The sequence below is a fragment of the Nonomuraea sp. NPDC003709 genome, assembly GCF_040610775.1.
GTDB lineage: Bacteria > Actinomycetota > Actinomycetes > Streptosporangiales > Streptosporangiaceae > Nonomuraea > Nonomuraea angiospora_A.
This window is the reverse complement of the sequence record NZ_JBEXMW010000019.1, coordinates 114991-130607: the sequence shown is the minus strand read 5'-3', so window position 1 is coordinate 130607 and position 15617 is coordinate 114991. Positions and strand designations below refer to the sequence as shown.

General features: G+C 69.3%; 12 protein-coding genes and 2 pseudogenes. 10 read left to right on the top strand and 4 right to left on the bottom strand.

Features of this window, described 5'->3' with window-relative positions:
• Nucleotides 1–543: 543 nt before the first annotated feature.
• Nucleotides 544–870, top strand: a pseudogene (locus tag ABZX61_RS44255) (TetR/AcrR family transcriptional regulator); the annotation flags it as partial.
• A 256-nt stretch (nucleotides 871–1126) separates the two neighbouring features.
• On the opposite strand, the gene ABZX61_RS44250 reads toward ABZX61_RS44255, so the two are convergent.
• Entirely contained in the window at nucleotides 1127–1819 is a 693-nt protein-coding gene (locus ABZX61_RS44250) for a TetR/AcrR family transcriptional regulator (protein ID WP_355203602.1), read from the bottom strand.
• A gap of 133 nt (nucleotides 1820–1952) precedes the next feature.
• Between ABZX61_RS44250 and ABZX61_RS44245 the strand changes: the two genes are divergently transcribed.
• A complete protein-coding gene (locus tag ABZX61_RS44245) occupies nucleotides 1953–2615 on the top strand; it encodes a dihydrofolate reductase family protein (RefSeq protein ID WP_355203601.1) in 663 nt (220 codons plus the stop codon).
• 286 nt (nucleotides 2616–2901) lie between these two features.
• Nucleotides 2902–3138: pseudogene (locus ABZX61_RS44240) on the top strand (DUF4158 domain-containing protein); the annotation flags it as partial.
• 97 nt (nucleotides 3139–3235) lie between these two features.
• Here ABZX61_RS44240 and ABZX61_RS44235 read toward each other — a convergent pair.
• Complete coding sequence (locus ABZX61_RS44235; protein WP_355203980.1) at nucleotides 3236–3403, bottom strand: recombinase family protein; 168 nt, start codon at nucleotides 3401–3403, stop codon at nucleotides 3236–3238.
• An 18-nt stretch (nucleotides 3404–3421) separates the two neighbouring features.
• Nucleotides 3422–4075, bottom strand: a complete 654-nt coding sequence (locus ABZX61_RS44230) for a TetR/AcrR family transcriptional regulator (RefSeq protein WP_355203599.1) — start codon at nucleotides 4073–4075, stop codon at nucleotides 3422–3424.
• Between the two features lie 93 nt (nucleotides 4076–4168).
• Here ABZX61_RS44230 and ABZX61_RS44225 point away from each other — a divergent pair, with 93 nt between their 5' ends.
• The 3 genes from ABZX61_RS44225 to ABZX61_RS44215 are packed head-to-tail and all read left to right on the top strand — an operon-like array spanning nucleotide 4169 to nucleotide 7546.
• Nucleotides 4169–5398, top strand: a complete 1230-nt coding sequence (locus ABZX61_RS44225) for an amidohydrolase family protein (protein ID WP_355203596.1) — start codon at nucleotides 4169–4171, stop codon at nucleotides 5396–5398.
• The gene (locus ABZX61_RS44220; RefSeq protein ID WP_355203593.1) at nucleotides 5395–6249 is read left to right on the top strand and encodes an alpha/beta hydrolase-fold protein; all 855 of its coding nucleotides are present in this window, start codon (nucleotides 5395–5397) and stop codon (nucleotides 6247–6249) included. The genes ABZX61_RS44225 and ABZX61_RS44220 overlap by 4 nt, the downstream gene beginning before the upstream one ends.
• Complete coding sequence (locus ABZX61_RS44215) at nucleotides 6239–7546, top strand: FAD-dependent oxidoreductase (protein WP_355203590.1); 1308 nt, start codon at nucleotides 6239–6241, stop codon at nucleotides 7544–7546. The genes ABZX61_RS44220 and ABZX61_RS44215 overlap by 11 nt, the downstream gene beginning before the upstream one ends.
• A 550-nt stretch (nucleotides 7547–8096) precedes the next feature.
• Here the strand turns inward: ABZX61_RS44215 and ABZX61_RS44210 are convergent.
• The gene (locus ABZX61_RS44210; protein WP_355203587.1) at nucleotides 8097–8420 is read right to left on the bottom strand and encodes a GntR family transcriptional regulator; all 324 of its coding nucleotides are present in this window, start codon (nucleotides 8418–8420) and stop codon (nucleotides 8097–8099) included.
• A 171-nt stretch (nucleotides 8421–8591) separates the two neighbouring features.
• Between ABZX61_RS44210 and ABZX61_RS44205 the strand changes: the two genes are divergently transcribed.
• The 4 genes from ABZX61_RS44205 to ABZX61_RS44190 all read left to right on the top strand — a co-directional run bounded on the left by ABZX61_RS44205 (nucleotide 8592) and on the right by ABZX61_RS44190 (nucleotide 15606).
• Entirely contained in the window at nucleotides 8592–10751 is a 2160-nt protein-coding gene (locus tag ABZX61_RS44205) for an ATP-dependent RecD-like DNA helicase (RefSeq protein WP_355203584.1), read from the top strand.
• A gap of 122 nt (nucleotides 10752–10873) precedes the next feature.
• On the top strand, nucleotides 10874–12082 hold the full coding sequence (locus ABZX61_RS44200) for an Ig-like domain-containing protein (RefSeq protein WP_355203581.1): 1209 nt from the start codon (nucleotides 10874–10876) through the stop codon (nucleotides 12080–12082).
• 1 nt (nucleotide 12083) lies between these two features.
• A complete protein-coding gene (locus ABZX61_RS44195) occupies nucleotides 12084–12602 on the top strand; it encodes a GNAT family N-acetyltransferase (protein WP_355203578.1) in 519 nt (172 codons plus the stop codon).
• A 130-nt stretch (nucleotides 12603–12732) separates the two neighbouring features.
• Nucleotides 12733–15606 carry a BTAD domain-containing putative transcriptional regulator gene (locus ABZX61_RS44190; protein WP_355203575.1) on the top strand — a complete coding sequence of 958 codons (2874 nt, stop codon included), beginning with the start codon at nucleotides 12733–12735 and terminating at the stop codon, nucleotides 15604–15606.
• Nucleotides 15607–15617 lie beyond the last annotated feature (11 nt).

The window sequence follows — 15617 nt, the reverse complement described above, 5'->3', positions numbered from 1 at the left end:
GGTGAAGACCGCGATCGACGAGCTGACCTGGCTGCGCGCGATCGACGCGCACCAGATGGATGTGTCGGTGCTGCCGAACGAGCGCCGTCGGTTCCTGGCGCAGGTCGCGCGCCGCTCGACCAACCAGGGGCTGGAGCGGCGCAAGGAGCGTAAGTTCCCGATCCTGCTGGCGTTTGTGGCCCAGGCCGCGGTCGACCAGCTCGATGAGGTGGTGGCCCTGTTCGATCAGGCGGTGTCGGCGCGGGAGTCGCGGGCGAAGTCCAAGACGGATGAGGCGCTGGTCGAGCGGGCCAAGAAGGGCGAGGCCCGGCAACTGGTGATGGAGTTGATCCTGCCGGTGCTGGCCGACCCGTCGATCCCGGACGATGAGGTGGGCGGGATGCTGCGTGAGCGGATCGGCATGCAGCGGCTGCGGGAGATCACCTCTGATGCGTGGAAGCCGCTGCCCCGCGACCACGGCCGGCTGTCGGAGCTGGAGTCCTCCTACACCGCGGTTGAGGTGGAGATGCGGAGTCCCTGTTCCTGTGCGCGGTCGCCCGCGAGGTGGGCATCGCCGCGACCAGCATCTACCTCCACTTCCCGGACAAACGGGCGCTGGTGCTGGCCGTGTACGCGCAACACTTCGCCGACCTGGCCAAATACCTGGAGGAGGCGATCGCCGAACACTCCGATTCGTCGGAGCAGCTGCACGCTCTGGCCCGCGCCTACTGTCAGTTCGCGGCCGACCATCCGGACGCCTACCAGGTGATGTTCACCGTCCCCGGCACGACGACCGCGCCCGACCGGCAGATCACCGCGAGCGAGCGCCCAGGGCTGCCCGCGATCATGGCGGTGCACCGGGTGCTGAGCGCGTGCGCCGAGGCCGGCGTGTCCTCCACCCGCGACCCGTACCTGGCCACGCTGTGCCTGTGGGGGCGCTGCACGGGGTGCTCGCGCTGCGCACCGCCCGCCCGACGGTCCTGTGGCCGCCGCTGGAGAACCTGGTCGACACGATCGTCGAGACCCATCTGAAGGGCCGCTGACCTCTGTCAGGTACGTCTCCAACCTTCGGATCGAGCCGGCGGGTGTCAAGCCGCCGTCGTCGGCCGCAGCGGTGATCCACGCGTCCGGCGGCAGGTCCGCGGGGTCATGTCCGTTGCGCGATGAGGGCGGCCAGGCCGTCGAGGATGCGGTCGAGGCCGAAGCGCCTGCCGTTGTCGGTCAAGGCGTCCGCGCCGCCGGAGATCGCTTCGGCGAGTGCGGGGAAGTCGTCGCGCCTGCTGTGCAGCAGTTCGGTCAGGGTGGCGTCGAAGTGTCCGCCGGAGGCCCAGGGCTGGGTTCCCGCCGTGGTCATGGATTGGGTGTTGCGGATGTGGCCGAACAGGATGAAGGCGGCCGCCAGCCGTTCGTCGCCGCCGAGGCCAGTGCCGGACAACGCTTGGACCGCCCGGTCGGTCCAGGCCGCTTCGTTGGGTCCCATCGGCCGTTCGCCCATGGTGGCTCCGGGGAGCCAGGGATGACGAGACCATGTCTCGGTCAGAGCTTGCAGAAGGTGCTCCATGCGCGGGCGCCAGCCGCCGGAGACCGCCGAGACGGCAGGCGGCTCGCCCACCGCCATGTCGATCATGACCGCGAGCAGTTCCGCCTTGTTGCCGACGTGGCGATACAGCGACATCTTGGTGAACCCGAGGTCGGCGGCGATGCGCTGCATGGAGACCGCGTCCAGGCCCTCGGCGTCGGCGATGTCGATCGCGGTCCGTGCGATCTTCTCCAGGGACAGCGGGGGTCGCCTGCCTGGACTGCGGGGCTGCGACCACAGAAGCCGGGAAGCGTTCGGCATCGGGGAACTCGACATGTCGGGTCCTGCTCTCGCTGAGGCGGGGTTGCGTTCTCTGCGTAACTGTGTCTAGCTTATACCACTGTGTCCGCCGGACACATCAGTTACCGCAGGACACCGAGGACGAAGGACCGCCATGCCCAAGCTGCGCGTACACAACTTCACGATCTCGCTGGACGGCTACGCCGCCGGCCCGAACCAGCGCCTGGACGCCCCGTTCGGCGACGGCGTAGAGGGCATGCACGACTGGATGTTCGCCACCCGTACCGTGCGGGCCGCGCAAGGACTCGACGGCGGTACGGAAGGTCTGGACAACGACCGCATCCTGCTGGCCGAGCAAGGCATCGGCGCCACCGTCATGGGCCGCAACATGTTCGGCCCGGTGCGGGGCGAGTGGCCGGACCACTCGTGGACGGGATGGTGGGGCCCCAACCCGCCGTACCACAACGACGTCTTCGTGATGACCCACCACCTCAGGCCCAGCTTCAGCCTGGAAGGCGGCACCACCTTCCACTTCGTCGACCAAGGCCCCGAAGCCGCTCTGAAGCTCGCCTTCGACGCCGCCGACGGCAAGGACGTCCTGCTGGCCGGAGGGGCGGCCACCATCAGGCAGTTCCTGCGGGCCGGACTGATCGACGAGATGTACCTCGTCATCGCCCCGATCTTCATCGGCGGCGGGGAACGCCTGTTCGAGGACCTGGACGGCGGCCTCGACGGCTTCCGGTGCGTCGAACAGGCCAGCACCAGCGCCGCCACACACCTGCACATCACCCGCCGCGACCCCGGCGCCGCGCTTTGACGTGGAGTGCGGTTAATGGCTCGGTCCGGCAATCGGGGGGTGGCGACTCGTAAGATCCGTGCGCATGAACGCCGAAGCCCTGAAGACCTCCGGTACGGCACGCGGGGAGGCGATCGCCCACTACGAGCGGATCTTCAAAACCCGCCAGTGCGCCACGAGGCGCTGTTCTGTTGGGACGGAGGTGAAAGACCGCCGTCGCTTTGCCGTCGTAGCGGTGAGGTGAAGTTGGAGGCAGCCTAAGCCGGGGGTCGCCGGGGAGGGTGGGAGCAGCCTCGACAAGGTCGGCGCCAAGGAGCTGGAGCAGTTCTTGCTGGACCGGGCGACGGAGCACGACTCGCCGACGCTGCTGTTCAACCTGGCGCGCGAGTATCTGATGGCGGCCGAGGTGATCCGGCCCGGCGTGCTCATCTTGGCCAAGATGGTCGGCACGGCCCGCAAGGCGGCCGCCGACCTGACCTCTCAATGGACAGAAGCGGGATGCGGGGGGATAACTGCTGGTCAGCGCTCCACCGGTACCGTGTAGGCGGTGGAGCGGCCGATAGTGAGGGTACGGGCAGCCTCGGTGATCGAGACACCGTCGCCGACCAGACGGCGTAGGGTGGCCAGCTCGGCGAAGCCGATCACGCGCGGCCGGCCGGTCTCTTCTTGCCGGGCAGCGTGGCACCGGTGGCCTCGCGGCGCTTGGCGGCGGTCATGCCCTCGGACTGGCGCTCGGCTCGCAGCTCCGGTTCGTATTCCGCGGCCGCCGCCAGGACCGCGAACATGAACCGGCCTTCTTTGGTGCCCAGATCGAAGTTCGCTTCATCTCATGCACCATGACGATCACGCGCCGGTGCGGGACGGCCTGCTTGAGGGTGCGGGCGTACTCCATCGCCTGAGTGAACACCGGCCGCGTTGCCGGGGAGCATGCGCAGGATCAAGTCGACGGCGTCCTCCGAGTGGACTCCTGGAGTCAGGACTTCCTGTAAGAGCAGGCCGCGGATCGCGGCAACGGCGACGGTAGCCATGGCCAGCGCTTCCCCGGTGTCGTGCCCTTCGCGTTCCGCGAGTGAGGCCAGCATTTTGGTCAGGTCGTCGAGCGAGTCGATGAACTCGCGGAAGTCCTCCGGCCTGTACGCGGCCAGTCCTGCGACGTGGAAGAAGCCGCGGACACGCGACAACTGCTCCGGGCGGGTGTAGGTCCGCCAGATCGCCACGACGAGGTCGGTGAAGGTGCCCTGCTGGGCGGCTGCGAAAAGGGCCTCGTTGTCACGAGATCGCTGTGCCTTGAGCATGGCCGCCAGGACGCCCGGGAGTGACCCGAAGTGGTATCGCAGGAGGGCGTGGCTGGTCTCGGTCCGGGTGGCGATCTCGCGGAGCGACATCTCCGGTGAGGGAAGGGCCCCGTCGAAGGCGTCGAGGAGCCGGGCCAGGAGGCGCTCGCGTGCGTCGCCTTTGCGTTCCGTGGTTGACAGGATCACTCCTAGAGTTTATCCATTGGAAAAGATTGCTGGCGGCGCCGTGTTGCTTCGTACATGGTCGCAGTCAGCTCGCGACGGCGGAGGGAACGACTCGTGGGACGTTTGCAGGTGGTCGGCGCGGCGGTCGCCGACGGGACGGGGCGCGACCCCTTAGACGTCGACGTCACCGTCGAAGACGGGTGGATCACCCAGCTCGGGGCCTCCGGTGACGAACCCGGCGAGCGGCTCGACGCCGGGGGATTGACGATGACGCCCGGCCTGATCGACGCGCACGTTCACCTGGGCCTGTCGAGCCCGATCCAGCCGCAGTTCTCGTTCCAGATCAGTGCGGCCGAGATCGCGGCGGACATCTTCGCCACGGCCGGCGCAGCGCTCGACGCCGGCTTCACGACCGTCCGGGACACCGGCGGGATCGACGGCGGCGTCGTCACCACGATCGCGAAGGGCAAGGTCAGGGGACCGCGCGTCCTGTCGTGCGGACCTGTGCAGTGCCAGATCGGTGGGCACGGCTACTACGGAGCCGACTGGGAACCCACCGAGTTGTGGAGCGGCCATCACCTTCCGGGTCTGTGTGCCCTGTCCATGATGTCGGGCAACGCGGACGAGCTGCGAGGCAACGTACGTGAGGCCTTCCGCCGCGGAGCCTCCTTTCTGAAGCTCTGTGTGACCGGGGGAGTGGTCGGCGCTCACGACCGGCTGACCGACACCCAGTTCACCGTGGAGGAGATCGCCGTCGCCGTGCAGGAAGCCGCGGCACGGGGCACTTACGTGACGGTTCACGCCCACAACAATGAGGGCATTCGGAACGCGGTCGAGGCCGGGGCGCGCTGTGTCGAGCACGGCACCGACCTCGATGAGCCCACGGCCACCTTGATGGCCACGCGCGGGGTCGCCCTTGTGCCCACGTTCGCCGTCGTCGAGCGACTGCTGCACGACCCCGCGGAAGCCGGCCTCGGCGAGTCGGTCCGCGATCGTGTGCTGGGTGTCCGTGAGCGGATGACCGAGGCGCTCGCTGCCGCCAAGGAGGCCGGAGTGCGGATCGGGCTGGGTTCCGATCTCATCGGTCCGGCTCAGGACCGTCGCGGCAAAGAACTCAGCCTCCGCGCAGCCCTCGAGACACCGATGGAAGCGCTCGTGGCGGCGACCCAGACCAACGCCGAGATCCTCGGCCTGGCCGGCCAGGTGGGTGTCATCACTCCCGGCGCGCAGGCAGACCTTGTTCTTTGGAACGGCAACCCGCTCGAAGACCCAGAACTGTTCTCCAACCCCACCAACGCCGTCCTCGTGATCCAGGCTGGCCAAATCGTAAAGGACCTCAGATGAGCACCATGTGGCAGGGCTGCCTCGCCGACACCGACTACTTCGAGTTGCGTTCCAGCGGTGGGTACGACTACGGCGTCTGGGTCACCACGCCACCGCGCTACGACCCTGCCGCGGCGCAAGCGCCTGTCGTGTACGTGCTCGACGGCAATTGGGCTGTGGGCATGACCGCCCCACTCATCGTCACGCAACTGGACCCCATGCAGTCGATTCAGCCCTACGTCCAAGTCAGCGTGGGTTACGCAGGCGAGGAGGCAGAGCACTGGGAGCGGTTGCGCAACCGCGACCTCGTGCCCCCCGGCGAACCCATCGCGAAGGAGTACATCGATGCGGTGGAGATGGGGGTCGAAGCGGGCACGATGACTCGCGAGCAAGCCGACGCCTACCTCGCTGAATTGAGCCACAGCCGCGGGGATATGTTCCTGAACTTCCTTACCGACGACCTACACCCGCGGATCGAACGCGACTACGGCACAGCCCCGAGCGGTCACGGCCTCTTCGGCTATTCCTACGGCGGACTCTTCAGTCTCTACGCCTGGCTCACCAATAGCACCTTCTTCGAGAGCATCGGCGCGGGCAGCCCCGGCATTGTCGATGCAGACAGTCAGGTCTTCGCTCGTCTTCAAGCAATGGGTGACACCCTGCCTGCTACCAAGCTTCACGTGACCTTCAACGACCGAGAGATCCTCGGAGACGTGGCGGTCTACCAGAATCTCGCGAAGAACGCGGCCACGTTCCTTCACCGCCTCACCTCACGCAACGGATCCGTCACCAGCGCACTCATGCACGAAACGCACGTGACTGGGCTGCAGGCCTCGTTCCTCAGTTATCTCAGGACCTGCCGTGCCCGGTAAGCGCACGGACGTCGTGGTGATCGGGTCGGGGGTGATCGGCGCGTCGGTCGCCTTGGAACTCGCCCGCCGTGGCTGGCAGGTGACGGTGGTCGACAAGGCCGGGGGCGCCGGCCACGGCTCCACGAGTGCGTCCAGCGCGGTGGTGCGGTTCAACTTCTCCACCGCCGCGGGCGTCGCCACCGCCTGGGAGGCGCACTTCGGCTGGAAGTCGTGGGCGGAGCACCTTGGCCGCGACGTCGGGCCGTTGGCTCGGTACGTACAGTGCGGGATGGCGATGCTGGACGTGGACGTGGCTCCTCGGTCGGTGTACCTGCCGTTGTTCCAGAACGCGGGTATCCCGTTCGAGGAGTGGACGAGTGCGGACCTGTCGGAGCGGATCCCGGGTATCGACGTCGGCAGGTACTGGCCACCGAAACGTATCGACGACGACGACTTCTGGGCCGAGACCGAAACCACGCTGGGTGCCGTGTACACACCTGATGCGGGGTTCGTGAACGATCCGCAACTGGCGGCGCAGAATCTGGCCGCCGCCGCGCGGGCACACGGTGCCGAGTTCCGGTTCCATACGTCGGTGCGCGGGATCGAGCGGGCTCATGGCCGGGTCACCGCGGTGACACTCGCGGACGGGAGCACGATCCCCTGCGGCGTGGTGGTCAACGCCGCAGGCCCATGGTCGACCCGCATCAACGAGCTGGCCTCGGTCGGATCCGACTTCACCGTGGGATGCCGGCCGTTACGGCAGGAGGTCGCGCACGTCGCGGCCCCCGTGGGTTTCGGCGCCGACAACCGCGCCGGGATCTGCGTCGCGGACATGGACCTGGGTATCTACTTGCGCGGTGAGGCCGGCGGGGGACTGCTGGTGGGTGGTACGGAACCGGAATGCGACCCGCTGCAGTGGGTGGACGACCCGGATGCCGTCACCGCGCATCCGACGACGGCGGTGTTCGAGGCCCAGGTGACGAGGGCTGCGCGACGGCTACCGGCGTTGGAGATACCGAATCGGGCTCGCGGAGTCGTGGGAGTCTACGACGTCGCCGACGGCTGGACGCCGATTTACGACCGTACGGAGCTGGACGGGTTCTACGTCGCCATGGGGACGAGCGGCAACCAGTTCAAGAACGCGCCGGTCGTCGGCAAGTTCCTCGCCGCGATCATCGAACAGACCGAGAACGGCGTAGATCACGACGAACGGCCGGTACGATTCGTCGGCGAGCACACCGGCCTGGCCATAGACCTTTCGGCGTTCTCCCGCAAGCGTCCCCGCGGCACCGAGAACTCGGGCACAGTCCTGGGCTGATGCGCCTTCTTGGCATCCCGTCGACTAATGTCATCCGCCTGGGATTCGTCGGCTGAATCCGTACGGTATCGGTTGTGGCGCGTCCAGGACCGTCCGCAGTGGAGATCCACTTATCCTGGCGGTGTCCGGTCGGATGAGGAGCCATAGCCGGTGCAGGACCTTGCCCGGCGACAAGGTCAGAAGCGCCCACGGGCAGCGGTCGCACTGCGACGAATGTGTTCGTGACGGTGAGATAAGCCAGGCGAAGAGGCCCTCCGCTCCCGAACGTGTCCCCAGCCGCCAGGTAGCGGAGTGGGAGATCACGATTGCGGTTCGTGATCGTGTCGGTCCTGGCTTTCGGCTGTGCCTCTCCGACCAGGCGGCCCCGCTCGCGGTACCTGCGAACGATCTCCGCGCAGTAGTCGGCCAGGGCACGTGGACGGCGGAGCGGGCCGCGCCAGGCTCCCAGGGCCGGCCCGCCACCGAGCACGAGGGTATGCCGCCTCGTCAAGGATTTGAACGGGAACACCCGGCGACCACAACACGGAGGCAAGCCGGGATCAATGATCCTTCAGCGGCCCGTGACCGCCTCCAGGGCCAGCTTGGCCTGCTGCAACGCACGGGCGGCGTCGACGCCGAGCTGCCGCGCCTGGACGGCGAACGCCTGCGCCGCCTCGGCCAGGCGCTGCTCGGCGTCCACGGCGGGGGCGGAATCGGAAGCCTCGCAGACGTAGGTGCCGTGCCGCCCGCGGGTCTCGATGACGCCGTCACGCTCGAGCTCGCGGAAGGCGCGAGCGACCGTCGCGGTGGCCAGGCTTAGGTCTCGGGCGAGCTGCCAGGACGTCTCGGCGAGGACTCGCCCGGCGGCAGCAAACGCCTCGTCACGGGTTCTCACGATCAACACCATCTCACATCACAAATCGTGCGCCGTCCGGGCGCACAGCGCTTCCCGCGAGGCGCCCATGTCCGGCTATTCCTCTACTCTGGGCGCGGAAGTGGGTGCGGCGCGAGGGGTTGAACGGTGAGCGAAGGTGCGTCTAGCGTCGGCGTTGTAGAGCTTTCCGCCGTGCTGGAACGTATCACTTACGCCAACGAGGAGACCGGCTACACCATCGCCCGCGTCGCCACCGAACGCTCCGGCTCCGATCTGCTCACCGTCGTCGGCCCGCTGCTCGGCGCCCAGGTCGGCGAGTCCCTGCGGCTGCTCGGCCGCTGGAGCTCCCACCCCCGCTACGGCCGCCAGTTCGAGGTGCGCTCCTACACCACCGTCCTGCCCGCCACCGTCCAGGGCATCCGCCGCTACCTCGGCTCCGGCCTGATCAAGGGCATCGGCCCCAAGATGGCCGAGCGCATCGTCGACCACTTCGGCACCGACACCCTCGAGGTCATCGAACAGCAGCCGCAGCGCCTGGTCGAAGTCCCGGGCCTGGGACCCAAGCGGACCAAGATGATCGCCGCCGCCTGGGAGGAGCAGAAGATCATCAAAGAGGTGATGATCTTCCTGCAGGGCGTCGGCGTGTCCACCTCGATCGCGGTGCGCATCTTCAAGCAGTACGGCGAATCGTCCATCTCCGTCGTCAAGACCCGCCCGTACCAGCTGGCCGACGACGTGTGGGGGATCGGCTTCAAGACCGCCGACACCATCGCCCAGGCCGTCGGCATCCCCCACGACAGCCCCGAACGCGTCAAAGCCGGCCTGCGCTACACCCTGTCCCAGGCCGCCGACGACGGCCACTGCTACCTGCCCGCCCCCAACCTCGCCGCCGACGCCGTCAAGATCCTCGAAGTGCCCGCCGACCTCGTCACCACCTGCCTCGAAGACCTCATCGAAGCCGAAGGCGCCGTACGCGAACCCATCCCGGCCGGCGACAACGTCGTACCGGCCGTCTACCTGCCGCCCTTCCACCGCGCCGAGAACTCCCTGGCCTCCGGCCTGCTCTCCCTCCTGCGCTCCGGCCACGACCGGCTCAAGGCCTTCGCCGACGTCGACTGGGAACGCGCCGAGACCTGGCTGCACGGTCAGACCGGCGCCGACCTGGCCGCCGAGCAGCGCCAGGCCGTCCGCCTGGCCCTGACGGAGAAGGTCGCCGTCCTGACCGGCGGGCCCGGCTGCGGCAAGAGCTTCACCGTACGCTCCATCGTCCTGCTGGCCCGCGCCAAACGCGCCAAGGTCATCCTGGCCGCCCCCACCGGCCGCGCCGCCAAACGCCTGGCCGAGCTGACCGGCCACGAGGCCACCACCGTCCACCGGCTGCTGCAGCTGCGCCCCGGCGGCGAGGCCACCTTCGACCGCGACAACCCCCTGGACGCCGACCTCGTCGTCGTCGACGAAGCCTCCATGCTCGACCTGCTGCTGGCCAACAAACTCGTCAAGGCCGTCGCGCCGGGCGCCCACCTGCTGTTCGTCGGCGACGTCGACCAGCTGCCCTCGGTCGGGGCCGGCGAGGTCCTCAAAGACCTGCTCGCCGCCGACGACATCCCCCGCGTACGCCTGACGCAGATCTTCCGCCAGGCCCAGGAGTCCGGCGTCGTCGTCAACGCCCACCGCGTCAACACCGGCAACCACCCCATCCTCCAGGGCATGAACGACTTCTTCCTGTTCCCCTGCGAGGAGGCCGAGGACATCGCCGCCCTGACCGTCGACGTCGTCGCCCGCCGCATCCCGCGCCGCTTCGGCCTCGACCCGCGCCGCGACATCCAGGTCCTGGCCCCCATGCACCGCGGCGCCGCCGGCGCAGGCGCCCTCAACACCGCCCTGCAGGAAGCCCTCACCCCCGCCCGCGAAGGCATGCCCGAACGCCGCTACGGCGGCCGCGTCTTCCGCGTCGGCGACAAAATCACCCAGCTGCGCAACAACTACGACAAAGGCGCCGCCGGGGTGTTCAACGGCACCGTCGGCATCGTCACCGACATCCGGCCCGACGAGCACAAGCTCACCGTCGTCACCGACGAGGACGAGGCCGTCGACTACGCCTTCGACGAACTCGACGAGCTCGCCCACGCCTACGCCGTCTCCATCCACCGCTCCCAGGGCAGCGAATACCCGGCCGTCGTCGTCCCGCTGGCCACCAGCGCCTGGATGATGCTGCAGCGCAACCTCCTCTACACCGCCATCACCAGGGCCAAGAAACTCGTCGTCATCGTCGGCTCCCGCCGCGCCCTGGCCCAGGCCGTCCGCACCAAGGGCGCCGGACGGCGGCACACCGGCCTGACCCACCGCCTTTGACGGGTCCCTTTCCCAGGCACAAGTGATTGAAATGTGACCGAACTCTCCCAAATGATTCCTCGTCTTACATGCAGCAGCATTAAGGTTTTTGAGGTGCGTTTGGTGCCGTGGGGGAAAGGACAGTGTTGAACGTTACGCCCGCTTGGAGGAAGCCCGCCACCGCAGTCGCGCTGCTCACCGCAGCCACACTGACGGCCTCGTGTTCATCGGGCACCACCCCCGGTGGCGGCAGCGGGGGAGCGGGCGCGCCCGAAGTCACCACGTCCGCCACCCCCCAGGCCCCCACCGTCAAGATCAGCCCCGCCGAGGGCAGCGGCAAGGTCAGCCCCGAAAAGAAGGTCGTCGTCACCTCCGACGGCGGCGTCCTCGACAACGTCACCGTCGAGGCCTCGGGCGAACAGGTCGAGGGCAAGTACAACGCCGACAAGACCAAGTGGGTCTCCAAGACGGCGCTCAAGCCCTCCACCGACTACACCGTCAACGCCACCGCCGGCGCCACCACGGCCACCAGCACGTTCACCACCGCCAAACCCGAACGCGCCCTGCAGATCGCCGACGTGACCCCCCACACCAAGGGCGAGACCATCGGCGTCGGCGCCCCCATCATCGTCACCTTCAACCAGCCCGTCACCAGCAAGGCCACCATCGAACGCGCCCTGGAAGTCGAGGCCGAAAAGCCCGTCACCGGCGCCTGGCGCTGGATCAACGACACCGTCGCCATCTACCGCACCGCCAAATACTGGCCCGCCCACCAGAAGGTCACCCTCAATGCCCGCATCACCGGCATCAAGGGCGGCGACGGCCTGTACGGGGTCAAGGACTACTCCGCCACCCTCAAGATCGGCGCCCGGCAGATCAGCAAGGTCGACACCAAAAAGCACATGATGTACGTCTACAAAGACGGCAAACGCGTCCAAACCATGCGTATCAGCGCCGGTATGGCCACCACCCGCGAATACACCACCACCTCCGGCGTCCACCTCACCATGGAACGTGGCAGCCCCGTCCGCATGATCTCCCCAGGCCGCAAAAAGGGCGACCCCGGCTACTACGACGTCATGATCGACCACGCCGTCCGCATCTCCAACTCCGGCGAATACGTCCACGCCAAGGACAACGTCTGGGCCCAAGGCGTCCGCAACGTCAGCCACGGCTGCCTCAACGCCCGCCCCGACCAGGCCCGATGGTTCTACGACAACTTCCAGCGCGGCGACGTCGTCGACATCACCGGCACCACCCGCGAACTCGAATGGAACAACGGCTGGGGCTTTTGGCAACTGCCGTTCAAGGAGTGGAAGAAGGGCAGCGCCCTGAAGAGCAGCAAGGCCTGACATGACCCACCCCAGCACCCTCCCGCGCATCCGCGACGGCCGCAACGGCGACGTCCCCGTCGTCTTGAGCATGTTCGACAGCGCCGTCGCCTGGCTCACCGCCCAAGGACGCACCGGCCAATGGGGCAGCAGCCCCTTCACCGGCAACCCACGCCGCACCCGCCAGGTCACCGGCTGGCTCGAACTCGGCGGCATGCGCATCGCCGAAGTCGACGACCACCCCGCCGGCTGCCTCGTCGTCGGCGGCGCCCACGACTACGTCACCCCCGCCACCGAACCCGAGCTCTACATCCAGGCCCTGGTCACCGACCGCCGCTACCACGGCCACGGCATCGGCCGCGCCCTGCTCGACCGGGCCACCACCGAAGCCGCCGAACGCGGCGTCGGCCTGGTGCGCGTCGACTGCTACGCCGGCGACGACGGCCGCCTGGTCGCCTACTACGAAAGCTGCGGCTTCACCCGCATCGCCCCCTTCACCGTGGGGGAGTGGCCCGGCATGCTCCTGCAGCGCCGCATCTGACCCCTGGCCCGGTCGCGGCGGGCCGACCTGCGGGGGCACCCGGTTTGGAGCAGATCTTGATCTGTGTCATGGTGAAGCCATACGCCCGATATCGGAATTCCTGCCGGACAGCGCCTCGGGTGGAGGTTGGATGCCCGCCGACGACGATGGCCCCTCCCCCGACTTCCGGATCCTGGGCCCAATGGAGATCAGCCTGTCCCGCCGAGAGGTCCCGCTTCCCGGCCAGCACGTCCGCTGGCTCCTGGCCGTGCTGCTGCTGTCAAGGGGGGAGCCGGTCGCCGAAGGCCAGCTCCTGAGCCACGTCTGGGGCACCTCCGAGGTCAGCCTGCGGGCTCTGCGCACCAGCGTGTCGCGGCTGCGATCGTGGTTGCGCGACCACACGGGGATGACCGAGGCGGTCAAGTACACCAGGTCCGGCGGCTACGTCCTCGACCTGGACGCGCGCCATGTGGACGCGGCCCGCTTCCTCGGCCGCTACCGCGCCGCCGCTCGCGAGCCCGACCCCGCGCTCGGGCTCGACCTGCTGTTGCGGGCGCTCGGGCAGTGGCGCGGGCTCGTACTGGAAGGAGCCCCGGAGGAGGTCCGCGCGCACGCGGGGATCCGCCGGCTGCAGACCGCCCGGGCCGGCTGCGCGGCCAGGGCCGCCGACCTGGCGCTGCACACCAGCCGGCCGGAGGCGGCCCTGCCGCACGTGCGGGAGGTCGCCGCGGACATGCCGTACGAGGAGCCGCTCCAGACCCGGCTGATCAGGCTGCTCGGCGCCACCGGCCGCAGAGCCGAGGCGTTGCGCTGCTTCGAGGAGATCCGGCGCAGGCTGGCCGACGAACTCGGCGTCGACCCCTCCGACGAGCTCCGCGCCACGCACGCGGAGCTGCTGCGCGAGCATCGGCCCGCCCCCGAGCCCGCGGCACAGACCCCACCAGAGCAGGCCCCACCAGAGCAGGCCCCACCAGAGCGGGCCCGGCCGGTGGCCGCCGAGCTGCCGATGGACGTGGCGACGTTCACGGGGCGCAGACCAGAGATCGAGCACCTGTGCGCGTTGCTCGGAGCGGCACGCCAGGAGAGCCCGGTCGTCGTGTCGATCTCGGGCGGCGGCGGGGTCGGGAAGTCGGCGCTGGCGATCCACGTGGCCCACCGTCTGGCCGCCCGCTACCCCGACGGGCAGCTGTACCTCAACCTGCACGGATCCACCCCCAACACCAGGCCCGTCGAGACGTCCGCGGCGCTGGCCCGGCTCCTGCGCTCGCTGGGGACGGACGACGAGGCGGTCCCGGCCGAGGTCGAGGAGGCCGCGGGCCAGCTACGGTCGCTGACCGCGGGCAAACGCCTGCTGATCGTCCTGGACAACGCGCTGGACGCCGCCCAGATCCGCCACCTGCTGCCCGGCCACGGCGCCGGCGCGGTACTGCTCACGAGCCGCAAGGTGCTCACCGAACTGGACGGCGCCACGCACCTGCGCCTGGAGCTCCTGCCCGAAGAGGACTCCCTGGAGCTCTTCGCGCGCCTGGTCGGCCGTGACCGCGTCCGGGCCGAGACCGCGGCCGCGGAGGCGGTCGTCCGCCAGTGCGATCACCTGCCCCTGGCGGTCTGCATCGCCGCCGCCCGACTCAACGCCCGGGCCACCTGGAGCGTTCGCGCCCTGGCCGACCGGCTGGCGACGGACCGGCACCGGCTGGCCGAACTCCACGTCGGCGACCGGGCGCTGCGCGCCAGCTTCGCCGTCGGCTACGACGAGCTCGACGCCGGCCACGCCCGCCTCTTCCGGCTCCTGGGCCTGCTCGCCAACGCCGACGTCGGCGTGGGGGTCGCCGCCGCCCTGGCCGGCATCCCCGAACGGCAGGCGGAGGATGTCCTGGACTATCTCGTCGACCTCCATATGGTGGAGAACCACGCCCCCCACCGCTACCGCATGCACGACCTGCTCCGCCAGTTCGCCTACGAGCGCGCGCACGAGGAGGACGACGCCGGCCGGCGCGCCACGGCCCTGCGGAACGTGCTGCACTGGTACCTCGCGACGGCCCGGACCGTGTGCGTCCGGGTCAATCCGGACGCCGCATGGCGGACCGGCATCGGGCCGCAGGACCTGGCCGTGCCGGGGGCCGGCCTGGACAGCCACCAGCAGATCCAGACCTGGATCAAGGCGGAGACCGCGAACTTCCCCGTGGTCCTGCGCCAGGCGATCGGCGAGCTCGAGGACGGCCCGTCGCTGGCGGTCGGCCTGGCCGCGGCGCTCTACCTCCCCCTGGGGTACGAACGGTTGTGGAAGGACCAGTACACGCTGGAGGAACTGGCGGCCGACGCCGCCGGGCGCACCGGCGACCCACTGCAGTTCGCGGTCGTCCAGGGAGACCTGGGCGACGTGCAGTCCCAGCTGGGCCAGTTGAGCGACGCCATCGCGCGGCTGCGGGACTCCCTGGCCGCCTACCGCCGCCTTCGGCATCCGCGCGGGGAGTCCTCGCAGCTGGACCGGCTGGCCGGCGCCTACGGCCTGCTCGGCCGCTATGACGAGTCCATCGACTGCTACCTGCAGGCGCTGGCGCTCGACCGCAAGCAGGGCGACCGGTTCAACGAGGGGATCACGCTCAGCAACCTGGGCCTGACCTACCAGAAGGCCGGCCGCTTCGCCGAGGCCGTTCAGGCCCACAGCGAGTCCATCGCCATCCACCGCGAGACCGACAGCCCCTTCGGCCTCGGCTGCCTGCTGGGCAACCTGGCCGAGGCCCGGCGGCTCGCGGGCCGGCCCGACCTGGCGGTCCGCCTGTTCCAGGAGGCGCTGCGGGCCGACGACGACGCCGGCCGGTCCGGCACGTACGACGAGGCCGAGCACTGGTGGGGGCTGGGCCGCTGCCACGACGACCTGGGCGAGTCGGGGCCCGCCCAGGAGTGCAGGCGCGCGGCGGGCACCCTGCTCCACCGTCTGGGGCTGATCGGGGCGCAGGAGCGGCAGCTGATCGAGGCCGAGGCGCACCCGCCGACGCCGGAGATCATCCGCAGGAACACCTGACCGGCCGCGTG

What these genes read in the sequence shown, in the direction of transcription:
- ABZX61_RS44250 (WP_355203602.1), bottom strand. Translation starts at nt 1,819, where the DNA reads ATGCCGAACGCTTCCCGGCTTCTGTGGTCGCAGCCCCGCAGTCCAGGC.
- ABZX61_RS44245 (WP_355203601.1), top strand. Translation starts at nt 1,953, where the DNA reads ATGCCCAAGCTGCGCGTACACAACTTCACGATCTCGCTGGACGGCTAC.
- ABZX61_RS44220 (WP_355203593.1), top strand. Translation starts at nt 5,395, where the DNA reads ATGAGCACCATGTGGCAGGGCTGCCTCGCCGACACCGACTACTTCGAG.
- ABZX61_RS44195 (WP_355203578.1), top strand. Translation starts at nt 12,084, where the DNA reads ATGACCCACCCCAGCACCCTCCCGCGCATCCGCGACGGCCGCAACGGC.
- ABZX61_RS44190 (WP_355203575.1), top strand. Translation starts at nt 12,733, where the DNA reads ATGCCCGCCGACGACGATGGCCCCTCCCCCGACTTCCGGATCCTGGGC.